A 26,264-nucleotide genomic window follows, 5' to 3' on the forward strand; every position below is an offset into this window, starting at 1 on the left:
GACCTTCACGGCTCAGGCCTCCGCCCGTGCGCCGGCGGTCGCGGCGGCGTCGTCGACCCCGCCGTGATCCACCGTGGGGCGGATCTCGTACGTGCAGCCGTCGCCCGCGAAGACCTCGTCGATGATCGTCACGAGGCCCGGCAGGTCGTCGCTCACGACCAGGTAGATGCCGCCGATCTGCTCGGCCAGCTCGGTGAACGGGCCCTCGGTCGTCCCGACCCCCGGGCGGACGAGGGTCGCCGTCCCGGCTGCCTCGAGCTCGACACCGCCCGAGATCCGGTGACCCTCCGCCTCGACACGGCGCGAGAACTCCTCGTGCTGGGCCATGATCTCCTCGGCCAGGTCCGGGCGCATGGCGGGCGTGCCGTCTTCCGGGGCGTGGATGAGGACTGCGTACTCGGTGCTCATGATTCCTCCAGGTGGTGCGGATGGATGGTCCTTCATCACGATGACGCGCGACCACCGACGGAATCGACAGCCCCTCGCGACCAGTTTCGCGGGTGGTCGCGGCGGGCGCGAGAGACCGCGGGGCACGGGCGTGCGCAGTACCGGTCACAAGCTGACCTGTACTGGTCGCACGATGGCGGCATGAGCTCACCGACAAGTCCCGGTACCCGATGGAGAGAAACCCCGATGCCCGACCTCAGCGACTTCCCCGAACCCACCCTCGTTCCTGTCAACGGAGTGGAGCTCGAGGTCTTCGAAGCCGGCCGGCACAACGCAGGACGGCCCGTCGTGCTGTGCCACGGCTGGCCCGAGCATGCCTCTTCCTGGCGCCACCAGGTGCCCGCCCTCGTCGCGGCGGGCTATCACGTCATCGTGCCGAACCAGCGAGGTTACGGCGGCTCGTCCCGCCCGGCCGACGTGACGGCGTACGACATCGAACACCTGTCGGGCGATCTCGTCGCGCTTCTCGATCACTACGGGTACGACGACGCCACGTTCGTCGGTCACGACTGGGGTGCGTTCGTCGTCTGGGGGCTGACGCTGCTGCACCCGCACCGTGTCAACAGGGTGATCAACCTGAGCCTGCCGTACCAGGAGCGCGGAGAGCGGCCCTGGGTCGAGCTCATGGAAGAGGTGCTGGGCGGCGACTTCTACTTCGTCCACTTCAACCGACAGCCAGGCGTCGCGGACGCCGTGCTCGACGAGAACACCTCCCAGTTCCTCCGCAACCTGTACCGGAAGAACGAGCCCCCCAGAGCACCAGAGCCCGGCATGGCGATGATGAACCTCGCCCGGGCGCAGACGCCGCTCGGCGAGCCCGTCATGAGCGAGAGCGAGCTGGCCGTCCTCGTGTCCGCGTTCGAGTCGACCGGTTTCACAGGAAGCATCAACTGGTACCGGAACCTGGACCGCAACTGGCGTCTCCTGGCGGGCGTGGACCCGATCATCCGGCAGCCGACACTCATGATCTACGGCGACCGGGACCAGGTCGCGCGGTCCGAGAGGCTGGCAGAGTTCGTCCCCCAGGTGGACGTGGTCACCCTGGACTGTGGTCATTGGATCCAGCAAGAGCTGCCGGGGGAGACCAACCGAGCGATCCTCACCTGGTTGGCGCAGCAGGAGGCCGTCAGAGGGTCATGACCGCGCCTCGCGGGAGCGCCTGGCCTCTGCGAGCGGGTTGTCCACAGGATCTCCCGCGGGGTGCCGCTCCACAGCGGCGACCCTCGGCCCAGCGCGCGAGGGCCGCCGTTCGCCACAGTGGGCGGCACGGCCCGCGACAGGCGGGCCACGAGAGCCAGGAGGCACCCATGAAGGCCATGCACCGAGCGAGAGCGACGGGAGCGGGGCTGCTCGTCCGCGTCCGCGGTGACGATCCGGAGTCCGGTCTCGCGACCGCCGAGTACGCGGTGGCGACCATCGCCGCCGTCGGGTTCGCGGGCCTGCTGATCGCGATCCTCAAGAGCGGCGAGGTGCGCGAGATGCTGCTCGGCATCATCCAGCGCGCCCTGTCGATCGGGTGAGCGTGACGGCCATCAGCACGTGGGCGCCGCGGTCGGCGACCTCGCGGCAGGGGACGTGGGGTCGGTCGCGGCGTCGGCAGGGGCGGGGACGGAGGTCACCGGACCGTGAGCGCGGCACCGTGACCGCCGAGCTCGCCCTCGCACTGCCCGCGGTCGTCCTCGTGCTGGTGGCCGTCCTCACGCTCGCCGCAGCGGCGAACGCGCAGCTCCAGGCCGCCGACGCCGCTCGCGCCGCAGCCCGGGCCGTCGCGATCGGTGAGGACGACGCGGTGGTGCGCGCCGTCGTCGTGCAGGTGGCCGGGGCCGACGCCACGGTCGCCGTCTCGCGCGGCGACCCGTGGGTCGAGGTGCGGGTCGCCAAGCCGGTGGTCGGTGGCTGGCTGTCGAGCTCGCCGCTCCAGGCACGCGGGGCCGCGGTCGCGTGGAACGAGCCGTGAGGCCCGGCGACCGGGGTTCGGGGACCGTGCTCGCACTCGGTCTGATCGCGGTCGCGCTCGTCCTGGGGCTCGCGCTCGCGGCCTTGTCGTCCGCGCAGGGCGCGCGGGGACAGGCTCAGACGGCAGCGGACCTCGCGGCCGTCGCCGGGGCGACCGCCCTCCAGGGGGGTTGGGACGCGTGCCCGACGGCGCGCGAGACCGCGGAGCGCAACGGCGCCGTGGTCGCGGCGTGCGTCGAGCAGGGCGACGGGGTGGTCAGGGTCGACGTCACGCGCGAGGCGACGGGATGGGCCGGGGCGCTGGGGACGGCGCGGGCCGCGGCACGGGCGGGACCGGTGTCGGCACGGTGACTCGTCGGGCCCGGGCCACGGTCACGCAGGCGCGTACGCGAGCACCGCGTCGAGCAGCCGGACCGCCGCGGCCTTGTCGAGCGGGTTGTTGAAGTTGCCGCACTTGGGCGACTGCACGCACGCGGGGCAGCCGTCCGTGCACGGGCAGCGCGAGATCGCGGCCCGGGTCGCGCGCAGCCACGTCGCCCCCAGGTGGAAGCCGCGCTCGGCGAAGCCCGCGCCGCCCGGGTAGGCGTCGTACACGAACACGGTCGCCTGCTCGGTGTCGACGTGCATCGCGGTCGACACCCCGCCCAGGTCCCAGCGGTCGCACGTCGCGAGCAGCGGCAGGAGGCCGATCGACGCGTGCTCGGCCGCGTGGAGCGCTCCCGGCGCCGTCTCGGCGTCGATGCCCGCGGCCTCGAGGACGTCGGCCGGGACGGTCCACCACACGGCGGTCGTCGGGAGCGTGTGCTCGGGCAGGTCGAGCGGTTCGACACCCAGGATCTGGAGGTCCGGCAGGCGTCGGCGCTGGAAGCTCACGACCTGGCTCGTGACCTCGACAGGCCCGAACCCCCAGCCGATCGGCCCCCACCAGCGCTGGATCGCAGGGTGTGCGGCGTCGTTCGGTGCCGAACCCTGCGGGACGGACGGCTCGTCGCCCGGGGCGGGCTCCGCCGTCGGGCCGTCGCCCGACGGAGCCGAACCGACCGAGGCCTGGGCCTCGCCCCGGCCCTCGTCGCGGATCCCGTGGATCGCGATCTCCGTGACGGATCGCGACCACGTCCCGAAGTCGACGTCCCGGCGTGCGACGAGCGCGACGCCGTCGCGCAGGTCGAGGGTCTCCACGACGTAGCTCACACCCTGGTGCACGTAGACCGCGCCGTCGTGGACCGACCCGTCGGCCGAGGCCGCGTCGACCGTGCCGAGCAGGCGGCCCGTGCCGGACTCGACCACGCGCACGGGCGAGCCGCCTGAGCCGCGCAGGTCGGTCATCGCGGCGGCGGACTGGGCGTGGGTCCAGTACCACCCGGACGCCCGACGGCGCAGCGCACCCCGCGCGACGAGCACGCCCAGGAGCTCGGTCACCGCGGCCGGGTCGCCGAACGTCGTGAGGTCCGACTGCCGGAGCGGGACCTCGGCGGCCGCCGCGCACAGGTGCGGTGCGAGGACGTACGGGTTGGCGGGGTCGAACACCGTGGCCTCGAGCGGGGCCGCGAAGATCGCCTCGGGGTGGTGCACGAGGTAGGTGTCGAGGGGGTCCTCGCGCGCGACGAACGCGACCAGGCCGTCGGCTCCTGCCCGCCCCGCGCGGCCCGCCTGCTGCCAGACCGACATGCGCGTGCCCGGCCAGCCCGCGATGAGGACCGCGTCGAGGCCCGAGATGTCGACACCGAGCTCGAGCGCGTTGGTCGTCGCGAGGCCGCGGACCGCGCCGCTGCGCAGCGCCTGCTCGAGCGCTCGGCGCTCCTCGGGCAGGTACCCGCCGCGGTACGCCGCGACGCGGCGCGCGAGCTGGGGCGAGACGACGCGCAGGTGGTCCTGGGTCTGGGTCGCGACGGCCTCGGCCCCGCGGCGAGACCGGGTGAAGGCGAGCGTGCGGGCGCCCGCGGCCGTGAGGTCGGCCAGGAGGTCCGCGGCCTCGGCGGTCGCGGACCGGCGCGGGCGCTCGGGCGGGTCGCCGGGGGTCGCGGGCTCGTCGGGGTCGCTCGTCAGGCCCAGCTCGTCGTGGGCCGTGGGGTCGATCAGCAGGGCCTCGGCGAGTGCCGCGTCGGCCGCCGGGTCGTTCGCCGCCGCGGCGCGGGCCTGCGCGGCCTCGTAACCCAGGACCTCCGGGGGCTGCCAGAGCGCGAACGTCTTGCGCCCCGCGGGGCTCGTGTCGGTGTCGACCGTGACGATCTGCTCGGGCGGGACCCCGATGAGCCGGCCGGCGCTCGCCGCGGGGTCGGCCGTGGTGGCCGAGGCGACGACGAAGGTGAGGCGGTTCCGGGGGGTGCCGGCCGGAGCGGACGACCCGGCTGGTGGCGCCGGCGCGTAGTGCGCCTGGAGCCGGGCGAGCCGCCGCAGCACGAGCGCCACGTGCGCCCCGAACACGCCCCGGTAGGAGTGCCCCTCGTCGACGACGACGTAGCGCAGGTTCCGCAGGAACCGCGCCCAGCGGCGGTGGTTGGGCATGAGCGCGAAGTGCAGGAAGTCGGGGTTGGTCAGCACGACGTCGGCGTACTCCTGGACCCACTTGCGCTCCTCGAACGAGGTGTCGCCGTCGCACGTCGAGACCTTGACGTCGTTCGCGCGCGACGCGTCGAGCAGGCGCTGGAGACCGTTGACCTGGTCGGCCGCGAGGGCCTTGGTCGGGCTCAGGTAGAGGACCGTGCCGCGCGACCGGGCGCTCTCGATCCGGCCGGGCGCCAGCGTCTCGGCCGCGCGGTCGGCGCGCACCGCGGTGAGCGCGGGCAGCCAGAACGCGAGCGACTTGCCCGAGCCGGTCGAGGTCGCGAGCGCGACGTGCCGACCCGACCAGGCGGCCTCGGCCGCCTCGACCTGGTGCGCCCACGGTCGCTCGACGCCCATCGAGCGGTAGCCCGCCACGAGCGAGGCGTCGGCCCAGCCGGGCCAGTCGGCGTGCTGACCGGGGCGCCCGGGCAGGTGCTCGACGTGCGTCAGCCGGTCGGCGCGGCGGCCGCCTGCGAGCAGGACGTCGAGCAGGGCGCCGGGACGGTCGGGCACGGTCGGCAGACCCGTGCTGGTGCGGTCGCGAGCGTCCGGGTCGCCGGTGGGCGAGGAGCCGCGCGACGGGCTGGTCGACGCGGCGTCCGGTTCCGGGGTTCGCGACGGGCTGGGCACGTCTTCGAGTCTCCCACCTGGGGCGTGCCGGGCCGAACCGTCGAGCGGACGCTGTCCCCCGGGACCGCGAGGTAGGACGTCCTGCGCGACGTAGTACGCGAGGGGTTCTACCTCGCGCAGGACGTTCTACCTCGGCAACTCAGGCAGTGCCGCAGTGACGCAGTGCCGCAGTGCCGCGGCGCGCGTCCGCCGCCCTCAGCCCGCGAACACCTGCCCGATCGCCCGCGACAGGTAGTACGGGTCCGCGACGGCCGTGAGCTCGCGCGCCGAGTGCATCGAGAGGATCGGCGCGCCCACGTCGACCGTCCGGATCCCGAGCCGGGTCGCGGTGAGCGGCCCGATCGTCGACCCGCACGGCACGGTGTTCTCCGAGACGAACTCCTGGCTCGGCACGCCCGCCGCGGCGCAGGCGGCGGCCCAGGCTGCCGCGCCGTGGGCGTCGGTCGCGTACCGCTGGTTGGCGTTGATCTTGAGGATGGGGCCGCCGCCGGCCAGCGGCCGGTTGGCCGGGTCGTGGCGCTCGGGGTAGTTGGGGTGGACCGAGTGGCCGACGTCGCTCGACACGCACAGCGACCCCGCGAGCGCACGGTGCCGGTCCTCCTCGCTCGCTCCGAACCCGGCGCTGATGCGCGAGAGCACGTCGGCGAGGAAGGGGCCGCTGGCCCCCGAGCGGGTCTCGCTGCCGATCTCCTCGTGGTCGAACGCCGCGAGCACGGCGACGGGCGTCTCGTGCCGCCCCCGGTGACCGGCCCCGGTGGACGCCCCGGGCGCCCCCGCCGCCACCTCGAGCAGCGCCGTGAGCCCGGCGTGCACCGACAGCAGGTTGTCGAGCCGCCCCGAGGCGAGCAGCTCCTCGTGCGCCCCGAAGATCCGCGGGGCCTGGGTGTCGGCCACGACCAGGTCGTACCCGCCGACGTCCGCGGCCCGCACGCCCGCGTGCTCGGCGAGGAGCGCGAGCAGGTCCGCGTCGGGGGCGCCGAGCGCGCCGAGACCCCACACCGGCTGGGTGTGGCGCTGCTTGTCGAGCGTCAGACCGTCGTTGGCGCCGCGGTCGAGGTGGATCGCGAGCTGCGGGATGCGCAGCAGGGGTCCGGTGCGGACCAGGTGGCTGCGGCCGTCGATCGTCACGAGGCGCCCGGCGAGCTCGAGCTCGCGGTCGAGCCACGAGTTGAGCAGGGGGCCGCCGTACACCTCGACGCCCGCCTGCCACCAGCCCTCGCGGCCCGTGGTGGGCTTGGGCTTGAGCTTGAAGCCGGGCGAGTCGGTGTGCGCGCCGAGGATCGCGAAGGGCGTCGTGGCGCTTGCCCCCGCGGGCGTCGCCCACGCGATGACGGCACCGTCGCGCACGACGACGTAGCGCCCCTCCGCGCCCGCGAGCGGCCAGGCGTCGGCCTCGTCGAGCAGCGTGAAGCCCGCCTCGACCGCGCGGCGGACGACCTCGTGGGCCGCGTGGAACGACGAGGGCGAGGCCTCGACGAACCGGGCGAGGTCCTCGGCGTGGGCGCGGGCCTGCGGGGACGGACCCTGTGGGGTGGCGACCACGGGAGTGGCGGGGCGGGCGGGGACGGGGGCTGCGGCGTCGGGCACGTGTCCATTATCCGCCCGCGCGTCCCTCCCACCGGGTAGTAGCGTGAGCCCCCCATGACCCCAGCAGAGATCGTGCTCACCCTCCGCGCCGCGGGCTGCGTGTTCGCCGAGGACGAGACGGACCTGCTCGTCGCCGCGGCGACCTCTCCTGCGGAGCTCGACGACATGGTCTCGCGCAGGGCCTCGGGGCTCCCGCTCGAGCAGGTCCTCGGCTGGGCCGAGTTCTGCGGCCTGCGCATCCTCGTCGAGCCCACGGTGTTCGTGCCGCGCAGGCGTTCGGAGCTCCTCGCAGGTTCGGCCCGGGACCTCACGGCCGAGCACGCGACGGTCGTGGACCTGTGCTGCGGCACGGGCGCGCTCGGCGCTGTCCTGCGTGCAGCCCGTCCCGGCATCGACCTGCACGCCGCGGACATCGACCCCGCGGCCGTTCGGTGCGCGCGCCGGAACCTTCACGGACAAGTCCACGAGGGCGACTTGTACGACGCGCTGCCCGAAGAGCTGCGAGGAACGGTCGACGTGCTCGTCGTCAACGCCCCGTACGTCCCGACCGACGCGATCGAGACCATGCCCCCCGAGGCCAGGCTCCACGAGGCCCGGGTCGCGCTCGACGGGGGTGCCGACGGGCTCGACGTGCACCGACGGGTCGCCGCCGACGCCGCGGCCTGGCTCGCCCCGGGTGGCCACCTGCTCATCGAGACGAGCGAGCGCCAGGCCCCCGTCGCGGTCGGGCTCTTCGAGCAGGCCGGGCTGGTCGCCCGGACGGTGACCGACGACGACCTCGGCGCGACCGTGGTGGTCGGCACGAACCCCGGGTAGCGGTCGACCGGCCCGGCCCGGCCTGGCCTGTACGTCCCGGCCCGCGCAGGTCCGAGGACCGCGTCCGGGGCCGGCCCGTGAGGCCCGCCCCGTAGACTCGGGGGAATGCAGTGCCCCCACTTCGACGCCCACGAGTGCCGTTCGTGCACCCTCATGGGGCAGGGCTACGCCGCGCAGCTCGCCGACAAGCAGCGGCACGCGGGCGACCTCCTCGCGGCGCACGGGGGACTGCGGTGGGACCGCCCGTTCCCGAGCCAGGAGTCCGGCTTCCGCAACAAGGCCAAGATGGTCGTCGGCGGCACGGTCGAGCACCCGACGCTCGGCATCCTCGACGCGGGCGGGCGCGGCGTCGACCTCCAGGACTGCGGCCTGTACCCGGCGGACCTCCAGGCCGTCTTCCCCGTCCTCGCAGCGTTCGTCACGCGCGCCGCCCTCACGCCGTACGACGTGACGACGCGACGCGGTGAGCTCAAGAACGTGCTGGTCACGCAGTCGCCCGACGGCGAGCTCATGGTGCGCTTCGTGCTGCGCTCCCAGGAGCCGGTCTCACGTCTGCGCAAGCACCTGCCAAGCCTGCTCGACGCGCTGCCGCGGGCGCGCGTGGTGTCGGCCAACATCCTGCCCGAGCACAAGGCCGCGCTCGAGGGGGACCAGGAGATCCTGCTCACCGAGGCCGACACCCTGACCATGCGCGTCAACGGCATCGAGATGCACCTGCGTCAGCAGAGCTTCTTCCAGACGAACACGGAGGTCGCCGCTGCGCTGTACCGGCAGGGGCGCGAGTGGGTCGACGAGGCCGCGCCGACGAGCGTGTGGGACCTGTACTGCGGGGTCGGCGGGTTCGCGCTGCACTGTGCGGCGCCGGGGCGCGAGGTGGTCGGGATCGAGTCCAGCCGCGAGGCGATCGTGAGTGCCGAGCGCAGCGCCGAGCAGGCAGGGTTCGACGACCTGACGTTCCGGGCGGGGGACGCGACCGCGTTCGCTCTCGCGGCCGAGCGGGTCCCTGACCTGGTGATCGTGAACCCGCCGCGGCGCGGGATCGGCGCGGAGCTCGCGGGGTGGCTCGAGACCTCGACCGTGCGGCAGGTCGTCTACTCGAGCTGCAACGCCGAGTCGCTGGCCCGCGATCTCGCGGCCATGCCGTCGCTGCGCCCGGTGCGTGGCCGGGTGCTCGACATGTTCCCGCAGACCTCGCACTACGAGGTCATGGTCCTGCTCGAGCGCGCCTGAGCGCCCGAGGCCCTCAGCGGTCCCGGGCCGTGAGCCGCTCGGCCGCGTCGAGGGCCGCCGCGGCGAGCGCGGCTCGCAGCCCTGCGACGTCGACGGGGGTCCCATCGGGGGTCCGGTCGGGGACGCCGACGAGCAGGTCCGCCGCGACGGGCGGTTCGGGGACGTCGGGCGGGGGAGGCAGCTCGCCGAGGACCCGCAGGCCCGACGGCGCCGCTCCCGTCCCGGCGCCCCTCGCCGAGATCCCCCGCAGCGCGTCGAGCACCTGCTCGCGCGACCGGCCGCGCAGGAGGAACAGCACGAACGGGTCGGCGTCGAGCAGCCAGCCCGCCTGGTAGCTGAGCGCTGCGGCGTGCAGGCAGGGCAGGTCCCAGGTGGGGCAGTCGCACTCGGGTTCGAGGTCCCCGATCCCGGGGAGCAGCGTGACGTCGGCGTCGAGGGCCGCAGCGACGACGTCGCGTGGCATCTCTCCGGCGAGCAGGGCAGCGAGTCGGCCGGACCGTGAGGCGAGGGCTTCGAGGAACCTGTCCCACTCGTCGTCGGTCAGCGGTTCGAGCGAGACGACCGTGTGGTACATCTCCCCATCGTCATCTTGTACGCGCGCCTGGACCGCGCCGGGGCTGACCGTGATCGGGCCGACCCGACCGGTCCGCGCGTAGGCGCGCCCCTTCTTGAGAGGGCCCGCGTCAAGCGCGAACTCTTCCATGGCGCGCACCCACGAGCGCGCCCACCAGGACTGCCCCCGACGGACGGCGCCCTTGGTCGCGGTACCGGTCGGCGGGAAGGCCGGGAAGCCCACGGCGCTCACGAGCGCCCCCTCTCCTCGGCGCGGAGCGCGTCGCTCTCCGCCGGGAGACGCTCACCCTCGGACGCCCGCAGCGACACGAGCTCGGCCAGGTCGTCCGTGCTGAGCTCGGAGATCGCGCCCTCGACCCCACCCGGTGCCAAGACCGCGTCGGCGAGCTCGCGCTTGGACTCGATCATGCGGGCGATGTGCTCCTCGATGGTTCCCTCGCTCGTCAGCCGGTGCACCTGGACGGGCCGGGTCTGACCGATCCGGTACGCCCGGTCGGTGGCCTGCTCCTCGACGGCCGGGTTCCACCAGCGGTCGTAGTGGATGACGTGGTCGGCCCGCGTGAGGTTGAGCCCGGTGCCTGCGGCCTTGAGCGAGAGCAGGAACACGGGCGGCATCTCCGTGGTGCTCTGGAACCGGGCGACCATCTGCTCGCGCTGGGCCACGGGCGTCCCACCGTGCAGCAGCATGGTCGGGACGCCGCGACGCGCGAGGCAGGACTCGAGGAGCCGGGCCATCGCGACGTACTGCGTGAACACGAGGATCGCGCCCTCCTCGGCCCGGACGGTCGCCACGAGCTCGGTGAACGCGTCGAGCTTGCCCGATCGTCCGGAGAGCCGGGGCTCGTCCTCGTGCAGGTACTGGGCCGGATGGTTGCAGATCTGCTTGAGGTGCGTGAGCAGGCCGCCGATCATGGCGCGGCGCCCCATGCCCTCGGCGCGGGCGATCTCGTCGAGCGCCGACCGCACGGCGCCCTCGTAGAGCCCCACCTGCTCGGCCGTGAGGGGCACGACCTGGTCGGTCACGGTCTTCGGCGGCAGCTCGGGCGCGATCCCCGGGTCGGACTTGCGTCGTCGGAGCAGGAAGGGGCGGACCAGACGGGACAGCTTCTCGGCCAGCACGGGGTCGCGGGTCTGCTCGATCGGGTCGGCCCACCGGCGCCGGAACTGCCCGCGCGAGCCCAGCAGGCCGGGGTTGAGCCAGTCCATGACGGCCCACAGCTCGGTGAGGTTGTTCTCGACGGGGGTCCCGGACAGGGCGACGCGCGCCTCGGCGGGGATCGTCCGCAGGGCCTTCGCGGTGCTCGAGCCCGGGTTCTTGACGTGCTGGGCCTCGTCCGCGACGACGAGCCCCCAGCCGTGCGCCGCGAGCACGGGGGCGGCCTGGGACGAGTCCGACAGGACGGTCCCGTAGGTCGTCAGCACGAACCCGTCGGCGACCCCGCGCAGGTCGCGCGACGCGCCGTGGAAGCGCCGCACCGCGACTCCCGGTGCGAACCGGCGGATCTCCTGCTCCCAGTTGCCCAGGAGCGAGGCCGGGCACACGACCAGGGTGGGTCCGGTGCCCGCGCGCTCCCCGGTGGGACCTGCGGCGTCGTCGGGCCGGGGGCGAGCGCGGTGCAGGTGCAGCGCGATGAGCGTGACGGTCTTTCCCAGGCCCATGTCGTCCGCGAGGCACGCGCCCAGGCCCAGCCCTGTCAGGCGTGCGAGCCAGCGCAGGCCGTCGAGCTGGTAGTCGCGCAGCGTCGCGCGGAGCCCCGGGGGGACGACGACGTCGCGCGCCGGGGCAGGGTCCTCGAGCTCGGCGCGCAGGCGGTCGAGCCAGGGTGTCGGGGTCACGGCGAGGTCCTGGTCGCCCACGCGGGCGACCCCGGTGAGCGCGGCCGCGACGGCGTCGAGCGCGGAGACGGGCTGGGGCGTGCGTCGCGTCGCGGCCGTGGCTGCGGCCGGGTCCGCGAGGACCCAGCGCCCCCGCAGCCGCACGACGGCGGAGCGCCCCTCCGCGTGGACGCGCGCCAGGTGCTCGCGCTCGGCCGCGGTGAGCCGTACACCGTCGAGCGTGAGCTCGTGCGTGAGAGTCATGGGCGACGACGGGACGGAACGATGACGGCTGAGGCCGGACGATCCGAGCAGAGCGGGCAGGGCCCGGCGCTCACCGGCCGGGTCGTCACCGGGGACCTCGGTCGGGGAGAAGACCGCGACCGACCGGACATGACCTGCGAGGCCTGCGGGCCACTCGACCGCGATCCCGGTCGCGGCCAGCGACGCGGAGCCCTCGGCGAGGAGCTCGCGGACGTCGGCCGGGGCGAGCACGAGCGCGCGGGGGACGGGTTGGTCGAGCAGCTCGTCGAGCGGAGGCCAGGCCGTCGCTCCCGCGCGCAGCCGGACCAGGACGTCGCCGACCTCTTCCTGCGCCTCGCGCGTTCGTGTGCCGGACCGGGCCGCGGCCCAGAGCTCGTCAGCGGTGCGGGACCCGGCGGGGCCGCGGACGACCACGGTCGCGCGCCAGTCGCACGTGGCCAGGTCCTCGTGACGGTCGTCTTCGGCAGGCAGCGGGTCGTCCTCAGCGGCCCGTGGACCGGCGGTGCGGAGCACGAGCGGCTCGAGCCGCAGGCTCACGGCCACGCGGGGGTCGAGGAGGGCCGTGGCATCGTGCACCCAGGCCACCAGCTGGTCGGGGACGGGGGCCGCGTCGGCGGCGACCCGCCGGCCGTCGACCGCGTCGGCGGCGAGCGCCTCGGCGGCACCCCGGCTCGTGCCGGCTCCCGGCCTCGCGACCAGGCCGCGCGCCACCCCGCGAGGTGCTCCGACGCTCGCCCCGACCTCCCGGACCAGGGTGTCGGCCACGGCATCCATGGCGCCACGGACCAGGGAAGTCCGGGTGCCCGTGCCGCTCGTCGCGCCCGGTCCTCGCCCGTCGGACGGCATGGCCTCGGCGAGCGCGTCCAGACGGTCGAGCGAGGGGCCGTCGAGCGGGCCGACCCGCCACCCCACCGAGGGCGGCGCACCGTCGGCCTCGGCCGGTCTCGCCGCTCCGGCCGAGGCAGCCGGCCCGCCGGTGCCCGTCGACCTCCCGGTGTCCTCCCGGACCACGGGAACCAGGCGCCCAGCCGCGACATGGCTCAGTGCCTCGGCGCACACCGCGCCCCAGAACACCTCGTCGGGTGACGCGTCGCCCGACGCCCACGCGTCGAGCAGGTCGTCGACCGTTCCCCGGTCCCAGTGCTCGGGCGAGGCGAGAGCGGCGGCGCCGGCGCCCCGTCGTGGCGCGGTCGGTCCCGTCGAGAGGGGGGCTGCTGGGGTCACGAGGCCTTCCTGGTACGCCGTCCGTCGACGTTTCCCGAGCCGATCAACGTACGATGTACGCAGATCATTCCCGACAGTTCGGGTGAACGTCGGGCACTCCTCGATGATCCCTGACCCCGACCGAGGAGGCAGCCCGTGCCGACCCCCACGCCCAGCCCAGCTCCCCCCGCGCCGCGCGACCCCGCGCGGACCCTCGCCCTTCTCTGGGGTCTGCACGCCGACCGTGGCGCGCGGGGCCCCCAGCAGTCCCGGACACCCGACGACGTGGCACGTGCCGCCGTCGGGCTCGCGGACCAGGACGGGGCGCTCACGGGGCTCTCGATGCGCAAGGTCGCGGCCGCGCTGGGCATCGGCACCATGTCGCTCTACACCTACGTGCAGAACAAGGACGACCTCGTGGACCTGGTGGTCGACCGTGCCTACGGCGAGCTCTATCCCCAGGGGCGTGCGACGGGGACGACGTGGCAGGACCGGCTGCGATCGGTGGCCCGCGCGAACTGGGACCTGTTCGCGGCCCACCCGTGGCTCCTCGACGTCGACCTCGCGCGCCCCGTCCTGGGACCGGGCGAGACCCGCAAGTACGACGTCGAGCTCCGAGCGATCGAGGGAGTCGGACTCGACGACGTCGCGATGGACGCGACCGTGACGCTCGTCGTGGGCCAGGCGACCACCGCTGCACGCCGCGCTCGCGCGGCCCGCGCCGCACACGAGGCCAGCGGCCAGACCGACGACGAGTGGTGGGCCGCGAACGCCCCGCTCCTCGAGCGCATCAGCGCGATGAGCACGTTCACGGTCGCGGGCCGCGTCGGCGCGACGGTCGGCGAGGCGCAGCAGTCGGCGTACTCGGCCGAAGCCGAGCTCGACTTCGGGATCGAGCGCATCGTCGCGGGCGTCGAGGCCCTGGTCGCATGAGCTCGAAGCCCTCACCCGATGGGTCGCGCGCGGGCCGTCCGGGCGCTCGGCTGGTCTCGGCTGCGCAGGTTCTGCTCGCCCTCGCCGGGATCCTCTACCTGGGGGTCGTCGTCGAGGCGGCGGCGGGCTGGCCCCTCGACCCCGCGCGGTCGTACCTGTCCGAGCTCGCGGCGCTCGACCAGGCCACCTCACCCCTCTTCCGGTCCACCGACGTGGCGTCGGGAGCCTTGGTGCTCGTGGGCCTCGCCCTCCTGGGGACGGCGTACGTGCGCGCCCGCCGGGCGGGCGCGCCGGCCGCGACCCTCGGGCAGAAGGTGACGTTCTGGGCGTTCGTCGCGTTCGGCCTCGCGACCGTGGCGGACGCCCTGCTGCCGCTCGACTGCGCGCTCTCGGTGGGCGACTGCCCGGCACGCGAGGCGGCCGGGGAGCTCAGCCTCGCTCACGAGGCGCACACCTTCTCGAGCGTGGCCTCGGGAGTCAGCTCGTTCGTCGCGAGCGCGGGGGTCGTGTGGCTCGCGCGTGCCCGACGGCGCACCCTCCTCGGCTTCTCGGCGCGCCTCGCGGGCGCGCTGGGACCGTTCCTGGGGGTCGTGACCGGCACGATCGGCCTGTTCGGCAGCCCGCTCCCCGTCGGGACCGGGATCGTGCAGCGCGTCCAGGTCGTCGCGTTCTCCGTGGTGCTCGTGCTGGCCGTGCAGGTCCTGACGCTGCGCCGGCCGCGCCGGCGCGCACCGGAGACAGATGCTCCCCAGGACGGCACAGCGCGCTCCCCGGTGGCGCACAGCGAGCCGTGATGGACTGTGCCGCATGGCTTCGGCGATCATCGCACCGGCACCCACGACCTGGGTGGTCCTCCCGGGTCTACTGCTCGCCCCCTCGGACATGGAGCCCGTCGCCCGCGTGGTGCGTGAGCAGTACCCGGACGCGACGGTCCTGGTGCTCGACTCCTGGGACACCGCCGTCACGGCCCCGGTCGGGGAGGTCCGTGCCCAGCTCGGGCTGGTCGAGGCCCAGGCGCCGGGCAGCGTCGGGCTCGTGGGGCACAGCGTGGGTGGCCTGGCCGCGATCGAGTGGGCGCTGACCCACCCCGAGGAGGTCGGCGCCGTGCTGCTGCTCGACCCCACGACCCCGTTCCTCCCGCGGCGTCCCGAGCGTCCGGCCCCCGTGGGACTGACGCTCCTCGCGGAACGGGTCGTCCACACGAGCGGCCTGCTGCTCTCTCGCTGCCCCGCGGTGACGAGGTGGGGGCCCGCGCTGCGTCGTCGGGCCTGGTACGACGCGACGCACCGCCCCGACCCGCTGCCCGACGACGAGGCCGTCCGCCGCTACGGCACGCCCGAGGCGTGGCGCCTGCTCACCGGGCAGTACGAGCAGAGCTGGGCGCAGGCAGAACGGGTCACCGAGCTCTTCGCGCGTGACGCGGGCGCGCTGCAGAGGCTCGCCGTGCGCCCGGTCCAGCTCGTCGGCTGGGGGCGGCGTGGCCAGGGGGCGTTCCTGCGCGAGGAGCGTGAGCTCGGCGCTCGGCTGGGCGCGAAGGTCTACGGCCTGCGCGGCGAGGGGCACATGTTCCCGCTCACCCGTCCGGACGTCGTCGCGCAGGTCCTGCGCGGAGAGGTTCCCGACGGGGCCGTGGCCCCCACGGTGGAGGCGGCGTTCGCCTGAGTGCCGGCTACCAGCCGGACGCGTACTCGAAGTGCCACGGCTCGGGCTTGGAACCGTTGGTCCGGGCCCAGGCCGGGTTGTCCCAGCCGTAGAGCGGGGCGTTGGCGCGCAGCCACTTGTACTGGGCCGAGCCGGGGTTCGACGCGGGAGAGGTCAGGTCGATCGCCAGGCCCCAGCCGTGGTTGGACGTGCCGGGCACTGCCGCGAGGCCGGGCTTGGCCGCGCGGGTCGCGACCTGGCTGGCGTAGGAGCGGTACGAGTCGGTCAGGCCGATCGGCTCGCCGAAGCGCTGCTGGTAGGCCGCGGACAGCTCCTCGAGCATCGCCGCCGCGTCGCAACGCAGCATGTGGCTGCGAGCGAACGAGAGCGTCGTCAGGGCGGAAGCCGGGATCTTGCCGTTCGCGTAGTTCGTGGACCCGCACTGGGCGAGCAGGTTCGCCGCGCGCACGCGGCGCTCGGCCGCGAGCTCGCCGGGGGTCGCCGGAGCCGGCGTGACGCCGGAAGCGCCCGTCTCGCCGAAGTCCTGGAGCAGGACCGCGACCCGGTTCGCCGCGCGGGCGACGTCCTCGCTGGTCGCCGGGGCGGCGGCCTCGGTGTCGACCTCTGCGGCGGTCTCCGTCGTCAGGGCTGTGCGCTCGCTCGAACGCGAGGCACGGTCCGTGCCCTGGGCGCGCTCGGCGATCAGGGACTCGGTGAGCGCGGCCAGCTCGGCCTTCGCGTCAGCGAGGTCCTGCGGGCTCGTGGCCCGGTCTGCGGCGGGGCCGTCGGCGCGGGTGAGGAGGTCCTGCGCCTGGCTGAGGAGCTGCTCCTCGGCGTCGACCTCTTGCTGGGCGAGCTCGGTCGTGGTGTCGCCGGCCTCGTCGTCCGCGAGGTCCGTCCGCATGCCGCCAGGGGCGAAGTCCCCCGAGGCCGTGCTGGGAAGCACCAGAGGGACGCAGGCCAGGGCACCCACGAAGGCTGCACCCGTCGCCGCGCGGGCCACGAACTTGGAGCCGAACAGAGGTCCGCGCGTCGGTGCTGCCGTGGCAACGACCGGGGTGGGACCCGTAGCCGGTCCGCCGGTCTTGCGCTCACGTCGTGTGAGAGGGGCGAAGGGGTGCTCGACCGTCGCCGCGTCGTACGACGCGGGTTCGACGACCGGGCTCTGCGGGGCCGCGACGACGGGCGTGGGGGTCGAGCGCAGAGGGGTCGGGGCGGGTACCAGGACGACCGGGATCTCACCTGAGGGTGTCTGCAGCGGCGCGACGGGCTCGGTGGCACGCTGGATGCCCGTGGGCGGGAAGGGCGAGACGCGGGGAGCCGCGGGCTGGGCTGCGACCGGAGCCTCGACGGGGGCCATGGCGCGGGCCGCGGCGGCCGGGGAGACGGCCGGGGAGACGGCCGGGCTGGCAGGGGCTGGTGCCTGGTGCGCGCCGGCGAAGTGGGCCGGGACGGAGAGCGACGGCTCGACGGGGGCAGGAGGAGCGGCGACCTGGGGCACCGCGAACGTCGCAGGACGGGGCGCGGTGTGGCGGTGCTCGACGTGCAGCGAGTCCGTGTGGGCGCGTCCCTCGAGGCCTGCTGCGGCGAGCTCGCGTGCTCGGAGCTCGGCCTGACGTTGACGCCGCGTGGGGGTCGGCGCGGCGCCGTGCGGGCGCTGCTGGACCGGTGCGGACGTTTCCACCTGAGGTGACTCCTGTGCTCTGGACGGCCTCCCGGGGGAGGACGCTGCTGACTGCCGTGGTGCGGGAGCCAGTGGTCGTTGCCGTCCGTGCTGCGCCCGATCGTCGCCTACGTTACCCGTTCGTTATCGCTCTGTGTGACGCCATCCACACCCCACGACGATCTCTCCGCACGGTGGTGCGGAAAACTCGTGCGGAGCATCTCTCGGCGGCACGTCGGACTGGCCAGGACCGGTCCGATACGCGAAGGTTGGCCGGATGCCGACGGGCGGCACGGGAGCGAGGACGACGATGCTGTACCTGTTCGCCGTGGTGTTCGGTGCGGGCACGGGGGCGGTCCTCGACCATCTCAAGAAGCAGCGCTCGCCCGAGGGTCGCGTCGCTGTCCCCATGACCGCGCTCGTGCTGGCTTTCGCGGCCGGAGGCGGGGCCTTCGCCGCTGCGGGCCCGGGGGAGCCCTTCCTCGTCGGGGTGGCCCTGGTCTCGATGGCGCTCGGGATGGTGCTCGCTTCGAGGCGCCGTCGGGCGTGACGTCCCAGGGACGCCGGACCGGGATCGGTCGGGCTCGCCGTCGATCTACCCCACCGATCTCGGTCCCGCCCCCGACGAGCTCTCGCTCAGCCGCGGCCCGACGGCCGCACGAACGGGAACGCGAGCGTCTCGCGGATGCTCGCACCGATGAGCATCATGTAGACGCGGTCGACCCCGATCCCGAGCCCACCCGTGGGCGGCATCGCGAACTCCAGGGCGGACAGGAACTCCTCGTCGACCTCCATGGCCTCGGGGTCGCCCGCTGCGGCCAGCAGGGACTGCTGCGTGAGGCGTTCGCGCTGGTCCACAGGGTCGATGAGCTCCGAGTACGCGGTGCCCAGCTCGGCGCCGAACGCCACGAGGTCCCACCGCTCGGCGAGCCGCGGGTCGCGGCGGTGCGTGCGGGTCAGCGGCGAGGTCTCGAGGGGAAAGTCCGTGTAGAACGTGGGCTCGACGGTCTGCCCTTCGACGAACGCGTCGTACAGCTCGGTGACGATCGCGCCGTGCGTCATGGTCGGGGTCCAGTGGACGCCCTTCTCCTCGCAGATCGCCTGGAGCGTCTCGAGGGGAGTGTCTGGCGTGACCTCCTGGCCCACCGCCCGGGACACGGCCCCGTGCACGGTGTGGACGGGCCACTCGCCGTCGAGCCGGACCACGGTCCCGTCGGCCCGGCGTGAGACCGGCTCGCCGTGCACCGCGATCGCGGCCTCGATGATGAGGTCACGGGTGAGGACGCGCATCGACGTGTAGTCGCCGTACGCCTGGTAGGCCTCGAGCGACGTGAACTCGGGGTTGTGGGTCGCGTCGGCGCCCTCGTTGCGGAAGTTGCGGCCCAGCTCGAACACCTTGCCGACCCCGCCGATCGCGAGCCGCTTGAGGAACAGCTCGGGCGCGATGCGCAGGTACAGGTCCACGTCGTAGGCGTTGATGTGCGTCGTGAAGGGGCGGGCGTTCGCGCCACCGTGCACGCGCTGCAGGATCGGGGTCTCGACCTCGATGAACTCGCGCGCCGCGAGCGAGTCGCGCAGCGACTTCACGGCCGCGCTGCGGCCCCGCAGGACCTGGGCCGTGCGGGTGTCGAGGGCGAGCTCCATGTGCTTGAGCCGGACCTTGGCCTCGGCGTCGGCGAGCCCCCGGTGCTTGTCGGGGGGTGAGGTCAGGGCCTTGGAGGCCATGCACCAGGCGGTGCCGTGGATCGAGAGCTCGCCGCGCCGGCTGCGGGTCAGGTCGCCCGTCACGCTCACCTGGTCGCCGAGGTCGACGGCTCGGCGCCACAGCGCGAGGTCCGGGCCCGGTCTGTCCGCGGTGAACATGACCTGGATCTCGTCGGTGCCCTCGCGCAGGTCGGCGAAGATCACGCCGCCGTGGTCGCGCAGCCGCACCACGCGCCCGACGACGGACAGGTCGCCCGAGGTGGGCACGTCGCCGGGTGAGGTGCTCGCCCCGGCCGGTGCGCCGACGTCGGGCACGTGGGCGCCCCGGCGCACGGCCTCGCCGATCGAGACGGTCCGGGGGACCGAGACGGGGTAGGGCTCCATGCCCGCGGCCCGCAGGACGCCGAGCTTGGCGTGGCGCGTGGCCTGCTGCTCGGTCAGGCGGCGCGTGGGAGCCGAGACCGTGAGCAGCGCGGTCTCCTGGGCGCGCACGGCATCGGCGAAGGCCGCGGAGACCTCGGGCCGGTGCAGGTCCGGAGAGCGGTCGCGGCGGTGGAGGAGGTTCGGGGTGTTCGGCAGGAAGCCCTCTGCCTGCCCGACCGCGAAGATGATCTGCGTGAGCTGGCCCGCGTTCTGGTAGCAGAGCAGGCGGGGCTTCCAGTCCGGCAGGTACTTCTCGTTCGACTTGTACAGCGAGTCGAGCTGCCAGAACCGCGACGCGATCAGCAGCACCCGGCGGTTGAAGCGCTGGACCGGGGTCGCTCCGATGCGGGCGCCCTGCTCGAACGACCCGCGGAACATCGCGAAGTTCATCGAGATGCGGTCGATCCCCGTGCCGCGGGCTGCGGCGACGAGCTCGGTGACCATGAACTCGGTGACGCCGCTGACGGCCTGCGGGTGGCGGCGCATGACGTCGAGCGACAGGCCGCGGCGCCCCCACGGTACGAACGACAGGAGGCCGCGCGGGTTCCCGTCGGCGTCGTGGGCCGAGACGATCATCTCGCGCGGGTCCGCGGGGTCCCCGAGGCGGCTCAACGACATCGAGAAGCCGCGCTCCTCGCCGTGCCGCCACTCGTCGGCCACAGCGACCAGCTTCGCGAGCTCGTCGGGGGCGATCTCCGACTGGCGGCGGACCAGGACGCGGTAGCCCTCGCGCTCGGGGCGCGCGACCGCGTGCCGGACGGACCGCATGGCCGGGCCGTCGAGGTTGAAGGTGCGCGTGTTGATGATGGCCTCGTCGCCCAGCGCGATCGGGTGCAGGTCGACCGCCTGGAAGGCCTTGGCGCCGAGCTCGCTCGTCGACAGCACCGCGGGGACCCAGCCGAACCGGCGGGCGTGCGCACGCCACTGCTCGATCGCGTCGGGCCAGCTCGCCTTGTCACCGATCGGGTCGCCTGCCGCGAGGCACACTCCCGAGATGACCCGGTAGGAGATCGCCGCCCGCTGGTCCTGCGAGAAGACGGCGCTGCGGTCCCAGCGGGTCGCGAAGTACTCGAGCGAGTCGTCGCTCGGGTGCTCGAGCAGGAGCTTGCGCACCGCGAGCTCGTCCGCGGCCTCGACCTTGGCGTCGTGCGGGGCAGAGCGCATGAACACCGCGATCGCCAGGACCAGCGCCAGGGCCGAGATGAGGCCTGCGAGCAGGGCGAGCCATGCGGGGCCCATGCCGTCGGCGTGCAACGGGTAGTCGCTGGGCGCGAGGCCCGTCGCGACCGACAGGCTCCAGTTCACCCGGTTGCGGATCCCGTGCAGCGTGTTCGGGACGACCTCCAGGAGGAGGAGGGTGACGAACGCGGAGAGCGCGACACCGATGACGAGCACGAGGATCGCCCGCCACCAGGCCCCCTTGCTGACCTTCGCCGGGAACGCCGAGCGGGCCGCGATCAGCAGGATCACGGCTGCGACCGCCACGATCCAGGACGCGACCTCGAGGGGAGTCAGGACCAGGCCGTCCGACCGCAGGGCCTGCTTGTCGTCGTCGAACACCCACAGGAGGCCGACGGCGAGCCCCAGCACCGCGACCGGGAGCTGCCACAGGAGGACCACGAACCACAGGGCCGCACGCTGCCTGCGCAGGAGACCGCTCGCGATCACCCCGACCAGGACCACCGAGAACACGCTCGGGAAGGTGGGGAGGTTCAGCACCGCGAGCCAGTCGCTCACGGTCCGCACGAAGCCCGGGGCGAACAGGAGCAGGATCAGCGCGAGCACGAGCCAGAACGCGACGGCCTGCACGATCCGGCCCGTCCAGGACGCGACCGCCTCCGCCCAGGGGGGAGCAGACGTGCGAGAGAGTGAGGTCGAGCGGGGCATGCGTGCTCCTTGAGGACGGCGGTGCACCCATTCAAGCGCAGGAGCTCTGGTTGCGAGAGGTGGAGCGAGTCCGGCCGTGGCACTGACCGTCGCCGGGAGCCGGGCGGCCCGCTCGCCGTCGGAGGTTTCTCCGGGGCGAGCGGGGCCGCTGCGTCCAGCGTCGGTCAGTGGCTCCAGTAGCCCCCGCAGGCTCCCATGATCGCGTCCCCACCGAGGTGCCAGTTCCGTATGGTCTCCGCGCTCGACTGGATCGCCCACCAGACACGCGGTGAGGCGATCCACCGAGCCTTGATCTCTCGGTAGACCGACGAGTCCACGGCTCGCGCCGGGTCGGCGGCGAGCGCAACGACGTCGGCTTGGGCGATGGCGCTGACCTCTCCCGTTCCGTTCAAGCTCGACTCGAAGGCGGAGCAGACGGCCCGGTCCTCGAGTGCCGGCGGTGGAGCCACCGGTGTCGCGCCGACGATCTCCTGGAGCGTGATGATCGGCTTGGCCCCCGAGCCGTCGAAGGTCGCGGTAAAGGTACCGAGCAGCCGGGAGAAGCTCTCCCAGTCCTGCAGGTCGTCGGGAACCAGGGCGCCGCCGTGAAGCTCCAGGCTCCACCCGTCGTCGCTCGTCGTACGAGGCCGTCCGCCGGTCTCCGTGTTCGGTTCGATCGTGAGAGTTCGCACGCCGGCAGGGCCGTCGGTCAGGGGCGTGTGCGCGAACAGGTCGAGCGAGACCGGGGCGCCCGTCGTGGCGGCCCTGCGCAAGGCCGCGAAGACCGCCGAGGTGTCGGCACCGATCGCGTCCCGGACGACGACCGGCTCCTGTGCGGGGGTGACCGGGTCCGGCTCGGGAGCGATCGTCAGCGGGACCGGTTCGGCGACGAGCCACCCGTCGAACAGGGCCCCGGTCGTCTCCTCGTCCCAGGTCCCGTCCGCTCGGAGGGCCGAGTAGCCCGTGAGCGGGAACCGGTGCAGCGCGAACACCTCGTAGTCACCCGCCGGGAGCGGCGACGGCTGCGTGGTGGTCGGGTCGCACGACGCGGACGAAGCGAGCTCGAGCTCCCAGGTCGCCGAGGAGCCTGGGGCAGGCGTGGCCTCACCCGTGGTCTCGGCAGCAGGGAGCGGCGAGCTGACGATGACCCCGCCCTGGGTGACGATGTACGCGCCCGTGGCCGAGTCGGCGTACCGGAGGCGCGCGTCGCCGTCGAACCGCAGGAGGACCGGTGCGGTCACGGAGCCGGCTGTCTGCGCCGTGAGGGCGGGCACCCCGACGCTCAGGTGGGCGGGCAGGTCGTCGCCCGTCGGGATCGGGGCAGGCTGCTGGCACGCGAGAGCCGTGGCGTCGATCCCTGCAGGGAAGGTCGGCGATGCGGACGTCTGCGTCGGGATCGCCGAGGGGGACGGGGACTCGGCCGGAGCGACGGGCGTGGGTCGGACTCCCTGCGGGAGCGTGATCGCCGCGACGCCCAGCGCCCCGGCGACGCACAGCGTGGTCGCCCCCAGGGCGACCTTCTTCGCTGCCCGACGGCGGCGCGTGCGTCCGCGGACGACGTCCAGGTGGGTGTCGAGCCCCGGGAGGGACGCGTCGTCGACCAGGTCGCGCAGGGCGCTGCGCAGCTCGTCGTCGTGGTTCGAGGGGCCGATGTGGGTGGCGTTCACTGGGTGTTCCTCCCGTTCGTCGCTGCGGGGGTCGGCAGGTCCTGTGCCGGTGTGGTGGGTGGCTTCGCGCGGGACGGCGAGGCCGGTTCCGTCGTCCGTTCCGCCTTCCGGGCCGGGCCGGGCCGGGCCGGTGTCGTGGCGGCGACCGGCAGCGCCGGCACGGCCGGGGCAGCTGCCCCCAGCGTCTGCTGCATGACGGTCATCGCATCGGACAGGTGCCGCTTGACGGTCCCCTCGGCGCACCCGAGCTCCTCGGCGATGCGGGGGACGGTCAGGTCCTCGTAGTACCGGAGCACGACGCACGCGCGCTGGCGCGGCGTCAGCCCCGCGAGCGCCTTGGCCGTGTCGGCGCGGGCCGACGCAGGTGCCTCCGGGCCGGGGACGGGCTCCCGCTGCCCGACGAGGTGCCGCAGCCCGAGCCAGCTCCGTCGACGGCGGTAGCCGTCGAGGTAGAGCGTGAGGATCGCCCGTCGCACGTACCCCTCGAGGTGTGCGACGGGGCGCTCGGCCTCGCTGCGGGGGGCGTCGTCGAGCGTGAAGAGCCTCGTCCCGCCCGAGGGCGACGTCGGCGCGGGCTGTCGGGACGCCGTCGGGCCCCTTCCACGAAGCCGTGAGAACACCTTGACGAGTGCGTCCTGCACCACGTCCTCCGCATCGCGCCTGTTCCCGCAGAGCAGGTAGGCGTACCCCGTGAGCGCTTGCCCGCGCTGTGCTGTCAGCGCGGCGAGCTCGTCGTCCCAGGTGGCCACCGATCCCCCTTCGTCCTGTGCGTGACCACCCGTGGTGGGTGGTGTCACTGATCATGACGGTCGGCCGCGTCGGATCGTTGGGGTGCTCTCTCGTGAAGACCTGCACGACGTCGCGTGACGTGCGCCACACATGGCTAGACTCGGGCGCATCCTCCGGGGGTGCCGGAGGTCAGCCGGTGACCCCGGTCCAGCAGTCGTCAAGGAGGACGGATGCTCACGCTCAGCTCCACCAGTCTCACGATCGTCGCGGTGATCGGGGCCATCGGGCTCGCCGCGCTGGTCTTCGCCTTCGTGCTCAGACGTCAGGTCCTCGCGGCGCCCGAGGGGACCGCGAAGATGCAGGACATCGCGCAAGCGATCCAGGAAGGGGCGTCGGCCTACCTCAACCGGCAGTTCCGCACGCTCGCCCTGTTCGCGGTCATCGTGTTCGGTCTCCTGTTCCTGCTGCCGGGGGACGCCGGCATCAAGGTAGGGCGTTCGGTCGCGTTCCTCGTGGGCGCCGGGTTCTCGGCGTGCATCGGGTACCTGGGGATGTGGCTCGCGGTGCGCGCGAACGTGCGCGTCGCGTCGGCCGCGACCAGACCCGGCGGCCGTGCCGAGGGGGCCCGCGTGGCCTTCCGCACCGGAGGCGTGGTGGGGATGTCCGTCGTGGGTTTAGGGCTGCTCGGTGCGGCAGGGGTCGTCCTGCTGTACCGAGGGGACGCGCCGGCTGTGCTCGAGGGGTTCGGGTTCGGGGCTGCTCTGCTCGCGATGTTCATGCGCGTGGGCGGCGGGATCTTCACCAAGGCGGCGGACGTCGGTGCCGACCTGGTGGGCAAGGTCGAGCAGGGGATCCCCGAGGATGACCCGCGCAACGCGGCGACCATCGCGGACAACGTGGGCGACAACGTGGGCGACTGCGCGGGCATGGCCGCCGACCTGTTCGAGTCCTACGCCGTCATGCTCGTCGCGGCCCTCATCCTGGGCAAGGCCGCGATGGGTGAGCAGGGGCTCGTCTTCCCGCTGATCGTCACGGCGATCGGCGCGTTCGTCGCGGTGCTGGGCGTGTTCATCACGCGTATCCGCGGCGAGGAGAACGGCCTGCGGGCCATCTACCGCGGGTTCTACCTCTCGGCGCTGCTCGGCGCGGTCCTGGCCGGGGTCGCGGCGTTCGCGTACCTCCCGTCGTCGTTCTCCGAGCTGTCGGGCACCGCGGACCTGGGCGACGTCACGAGCGACCCGCGCGTGGTCGCGGCGCTCGCGGTCCTCATCGGCGTGGTCCTGGCGGGCATCATCCTGTGGGTCACGGGCTACTTCACGGGCACGACGTCGAAGCCCACCCTCCACGTCGCCGCCACCTCGCGCACGGGGGCGGCCACGGTCGTCCTGTCCGGCATCGGGGTCGGGTTCGAGTCCGCGGTCTACACCGCGGGCATCATCGCGGCTGCCATCTGCGGCGTCTTCCTCATCGCGGGCGGCTCGGTCTGGCTCTCGCTGTTCCTCATCGCGCTCGCAGGCTGCGGGCTCCTGACGACCGTGGGTGTGATCGTCGCGATGGACACGTTCGGTCCGGTGTCCGACAACGCGCAGGGCATCTACGAGATGTCCGTGGGCGAGGCGGGCGACGGCGACCCGGAGGCCGCGCAGATCCTCACCGACCTCGACGCCGTGGGCAACACGACCAAGGCCATCACCAAGGGCATCGCGATCGCGACCGCGGTCCTCGCGGCGACCGCGCTGTTCGGGTCCTACGCGGACGCGGTGGGCGGGGCGCTCGCGGACATCACGAACCCGGCCGGTGGGCTCGTGGTCTCGATGCTCGACTACTCGATCATCTCGCCCATCACCCTGGTCGGCGTGATCCTCGGGGCGGCGACCGTCTTCCTGTTCTCGGGCCTCGCGATCGACGCCGTGACCCGCGCGGCCGGTGCGATCGTCTACGAGGTGCGCCGCCAGTTCCGCGAGCACCCCGGGATCATGACGTACGACGAGCGCCCCGAGTACGGCAAGGTCGTCGACATCTGCACGCGCGACTCGTTGCGCGAGCTCGCGACGCCCGGCCTGCTGGCAGCGTTCGCGCCCATCGCGGTGGGCTTCGGCCTGGGGGTGGGCCCGCTCGCGGGCTTCCTCGCGGGGGCCATCGGCGCGGGCGTGCTCATGGCGGTCTTCCTGGCGAACTCCGGGGGCGCGTGGGACAACGCGAAGAAGATCGTCGAGGACGGCGCGTACGGCGGCAAGGGGTCCCCGGCGCACGAGGCGACCGTCGTCGGCGACACCGTGGGCGACCCGTTCAAGGACACGGCCGGTCCGGCGATCAACCCGCTGCTCAAGGTCATGAACCTGGTCTCGGTGCTCATCGCCCCCGCTGTCGTGCTCCTGAGCGTCCCCGAGGACGCCAACCACACCCTGCGCATCGGCATCGCGGTGGTCGCGGCGGGCATCGCGTTCGGGGCGGTCATCCTGTCGAGGCTGCGCGCGGCGCGCGTCGACCGCGAGCAGATGTCCGAGGAGCCGCAGGCGGTGCGCACGAGCTGAGGCTCGTCCGCCGACCAGCCGTCAGGAGCGGGGCCGGGG

20 protein-coding genes are annotated in these 26,264 nt (G+C 73.8%); 11 read left to right on the forward strand and 9 right to left on the reverse strand.

The genetic code is table 11. The features are described from left to right. Nucleotides 1-12: 12 nt before the first annotated feature. Nucleotides 13-408, reverse strand: a complete 396-nt coding sequence (locus H9641_RS02440; RefSeq protein WP_191800720.1) for a YciI family protein — start codon at nucleotides 406-408, stop codon at nucleotides 13-15. Nucleotides 409-633: 225 nt separating this feature from the next. Between H9641_RS02440 and H9641_RS02445 the strand changes: the two genes are divergently transcribed. The 4 genes from H9641_RS02445 to H9641_RS02460 all read left to right on the forward strand — a co-directional run bounded on the left by H9641_RS02445 (nucleotide 634) and on the right by H9641_RS02460 (nucleotide 2,754). Next, nucleotides 634-1,587, forward strand: a complete 954-nt coding sequence (locus H9641_RS02445) for an alpha/beta fold hydrolase (protein WP_191800722.1) — start codon at nucleotides 634-636, stop codon at nucleotides 1,585-1,587. A 167-nt stretch (nucleotides 1,588-1,754) separates the two neighbouring features. Next, nucleotides 1,755-1,967, forward strand: a complete 213-nt coding sequence (locus H9641_RS19880; protein ID WP_225219868.1) for a DUF4244 domain-containing protein — start codon at nucleotides 1,755-1,757, stop codon at nucleotides 1,965-1,967. A gap of 119 nt (nucleotides 1,968-2,086) precedes the next feature. Then, nucleotides 2,087-2,404, forward strand: coding sequence for a TadE family type IV pilus minor pilin (locus H9641_RS02455; protein WP_318244338.1), 318 nt, complete (start codon nucleotides 2,087-2,089; stop codon nucleotides 2,402-2,404). After that, nucleotides 2,401-2,754 (forward strand): Rv3654c family TadE-like protein, encoded by a 354-nt coding sequence (locus tag H9641_RS02460; RefSeq protein WP_191800726.1) that lies wholly within the window; start codon nucleotides 2,401-2,403, stop codon nucleotides 2,752-2,754. Before H9641_RS02455 ends, H9641_RS02460 begins: the two co-directional genes overlap by 4 nt. A gap of 21 nt (nucleotides 2,755-2,775) precedes the next feature. Here the strand turns inward: H9641_RS02460 and H9641_RS02465 are convergent, their stop codons facing one another. Together H9641_RS02465 and H9641_RS02470 are read right to left on the reverse strand one after the other, a co-directional pair. Next, entirely contained in the window at nucleotides 2,776-5,460 is a 2,685-nt protein-coding gene (locus tag H9641_RS02465; protein ID WP_191801111.1) for a DEAD/DEAH box helicase, read from the reverse strand. Nucleotides 5,461-5,772: 312 nt separating this feature from the next. Beyond that, nucleotides 5,773-7,119, reverse strand: coding sequence for a M18 family aminopeptidase (locus H9641_RS02470; RefSeq protein ID WP_191801113.1), 1,347 nt, complete (start codon nucleotides 7,117-7,119; stop codon nucleotides 5,773-5,775). Between the two features lie 99 nt (nucleotides 7,120-7,218). On the opposite strand from H9641_RS02470, the gene H9641_RS02475 reads away from it, so the two are divergent. Beyond that, nucleotides 7,219-7,980, forward strand: a complete 762-nt coding sequence (locus H9641_RS02475; protein WP_191800728.1) for a putative protein N(5)-glutamine methyltransferase — start codon at nucleotides 7,219-7,221, stop codon at nucleotides 7,978-7,980. A 105-nt stretch (nucleotides 7,981-8,085) separates the two neighbouring features. Next, entirely contained in the window at nucleotides 8,086-9,210 is a 1,125-nt protein-coding gene (gene rlmC, locus H9641_RS02480; RefSeq protein WP_191800730.1) for a 23S rRNA (uracil(747)-C(5))-methyltransferase RlmC, read from the forward strand. 13 nt (nucleotides 9,211-9,223) lie between these two features. On the opposite strand, the gene H9641_RS02485 is transcribed toward rlmC, so the two are convergent. Both H9641_RS02485 and H9641_RS02490 read right to left on the reverse strand, forming a co-directional pair. Beyond that, nucleotides 9,224-10,015: an SWIM zinc finger family protein gene (locus tag H9641_RS02485; protein WP_191800732.1), complete on the reverse strand. Its 792-nt coding sequence runs from the start codon at nucleotides 10,013-10,015 to the stop codon at nucleotides 9,224-9,226. After that, nucleotides 10,012-13,086 (reverse strand): DEAD/DEAH box helicase, encoded by a 3,075-nt coding sequence (locus H9641_RS02490; protein ID WP_318244339.1) that lies wholly within the window; start codon nucleotides 13,084-13,086, stop codon nucleotides 10,012-10,014. The genes H9641_RS02485 and H9641_RS02490 overlap by 4 nt, the downstream gene beginning before the upstream one ends. Before the next feature lie 135 nt (nucleotides 13,087-13,221). Here H9641_RS02490 and H9641_RS02495 point away from each other — a divergent pair, with 135 nt between their 5' ends. Genes H9641_RS02495 through H9641_RS02505 form a run of 3 tightly spaced genes read left to right on the forward strand, consistent with a single transcriptional unit; the run spans nucleotide 13,222 to nucleotide 15,660 of the window. Further along, entirely contained in the window at nucleotides 13,222-13,998 is a 777-nt protein-coding gene (locus tag H9641_RS02495; RefSeq protein ID WP_191800735.1) for a TetR/AcrR family transcriptional regulator, read from the forward strand. Then, nucleotides 13,995-14,792: a DUF998 domain-containing protein gene (locus H9641_RS02500; RefSeq protein ID WP_191800737.1), complete on the forward strand. Its 798-nt coding sequence runs from the start codon at nucleotides 13,995-13,997 to the stop codon at nucleotides 14,790-14,792. Before H9641_RS02495 ends, H9641_RS02500 begins: the two co-directional genes overlap by 4 nt. A gap of 13 nt (nucleotides 14,793-14,805) precedes the next feature. Continuing rightward, nucleotides 14,806-15,660, forward strand: coding sequence for an alpha/beta fold hydrolase (locus tag H9641_RS02505; protein WP_191800739.1), 855 nt, complete (start codon nucleotides 14,806-14,808; stop codon nucleotides 15,658-15,660). A gap of 7 nt (nucleotides 15,661-15,667) precedes the next feature. Here H9641_RS02505 and H9641_RS20570 read toward each other — a convergent pair whose 3' ends face one another. Continuing rightward, on the reverse strand, nucleotides 15,668-17,323 hold the full coding sequence (locus tag H9641_RS20570) for a D-alanyl-D-alanine carboxypeptidase family protein (RefSeq protein ID WP_191800741.1): 1,656 nt from the start codon (nucleotides 17,321-17,323) through the stop codon (nucleotides 15,668-15,670). Nucleotides 17,324-17,579: 256 nt separating this feature from the next. On the opposite strand from H9641_RS20570, the gene H9641_RS02515 reads away from it, so the two are divergent. Then, nucleotides 17,580-17,852 (forward strand): hypothetical protein, encoded by a 273-nt coding sequence (locus H9641_RS02515; protein ID WP_225219869.1) that lies wholly within the window; start codon nucleotides 17,580-17,582, stop codon nucleotides 17,850-17,852. Between the two features lie 86 nt (nucleotides 17,853-17,938). Here H9641_RS02515 and lysX read toward each other — a convergent pair whose 3' ends face one another. From lysX to H9641_RS02530, 3 genes are all read right to left on the reverse strand, one after another. Then, nucleotides 17,939-21,316, reverse strand: coding sequence for a bifunctional lysylphosphatidylglycerol synthetase/lysine--tRNA ligase LysX (lysX, locus tag H9641_RS02520; protein WP_191800745.1), 3,378 nt, complete (start codon nucleotides 21,314-21,316; stop codon nucleotides 17,939-17,941). Nucleotides 21,317-21,480: 164 nt separating this feature from the next. After that, a complete protein-coding gene (locus tag H9641_RS02525; protein WP_191800747.1) occupies nucleotides 21,481-22,962 on the reverse strand; it encodes a hypothetical protein in 1,482 nt (493 codons plus the stop codon). Continuing rightward, nucleotides 22,959-23,711, reverse strand: coding sequence for an RNA polymerase sigma factor (locus H9641_RS02530; protein ID WP_191800749.1), 753 nt, complete (start codon nucleotides 23,709-23,711; stop codon nucleotides 22,959-22,961). The genes H9641_RS02525 and H9641_RS02530 overlap by 4 nt, the downstream gene beginning before the upstream one ends. Before the next feature lie 210 nt (nucleotides 23,712-23,921). On the opposite strand from H9641_RS02530, the gene H9641_RS02535 reads away from it, so the two are divergent. Beyond that, complete coding sequence (locus H9641_RS02535; protein ID WP_056649293.1) at nucleotides 23,922-26,225, forward strand: sodium-translocating pyrophosphatase; 2,304 nt, start codon at nucleotides 23,922-23,924, stop codon at nucleotides 26,223-26,225. The last annotated feature ends 39 nt before the right edge of the window (nucleotides 26,226-26,264 follow it).

This window comes from Oerskovia merdavium, assembly GCF_014836755.1.
In the GTDB taxonomy this organism is placed as follows: Bacteria; Actinomycetota; Actinomycetes; order Actinomycetales; family Cellulomonadaceae; genus Oerskovia; species Oerskovia merdavium.

Coding starts and splice junctions, on each gene's coding strand:
- H9641_RS02535 (WP_056649293.1), top strand. CDS start 23,922: ATGCTCACGCTCAGCTCCACCAGTCTCACGATCGTCGCGGTGATCGGG.
- H9641_RS02475 (WP_191800728.1), top strand. CDS start 7,219: ATGACCCCAGCAGAGATCGTGCTCACCCTCCGCGCCGCGGGCTGCGTG.
- H9641_RS19880 (WP_225219868.1), top strand. CDS start 1,755: ATGAAGGCCATGCACCGAGCGAGAGCGACGGGAGCGGGGCTGCTCGTC.
- H9641_RS02515 (WP_225219869.1), top strand. CDS start 17,580: ATGCCGACGGGCGGCACGGGAGCGAGGACGACGATGCTGTACCTGTTC.
- H9641_RS02505 (WP_191800739.1), top strand. CDS start 14,806: ATGGCTTCGGCGATCATCGCACCGGCACCCACGACCTGGGTGGTCCTC.
- H9641_RS02500 (WP_191800737.1), top strand. CDS start 13,995: ATGAGCTCGAAGCCCTCACCCGATGGGTCGCGCGCGGGCCGTCCGGGC.
- lysX (WP_191800745.1), bottom strand. CDS start 21,316: ATGCCCCGCTCGACCTCACTCTCTCGCACGTCTGCTCCCCCCTGGGCG.
- H9641_RS02445 (WP_191800722.1), top strand. CDS start 634: ATGCCCGACCTCAGCGACTTCCCCGAACCCACCCTCGTTCCTGTCAAC.
- H9641_RS02440 (WP_191800720.1), bottom strand. CDS start 408: ATGAGCACCGAGTACGCAGTCCTCATCCACGCCCCGGAAGACGGCACG.
- rlmC (WP_191800730.1), top strand. CDS start 8,086: ATGCAGTGCCCCCACTTCGACGCCCACGAGTGCCGTTCGTGCACCCTC.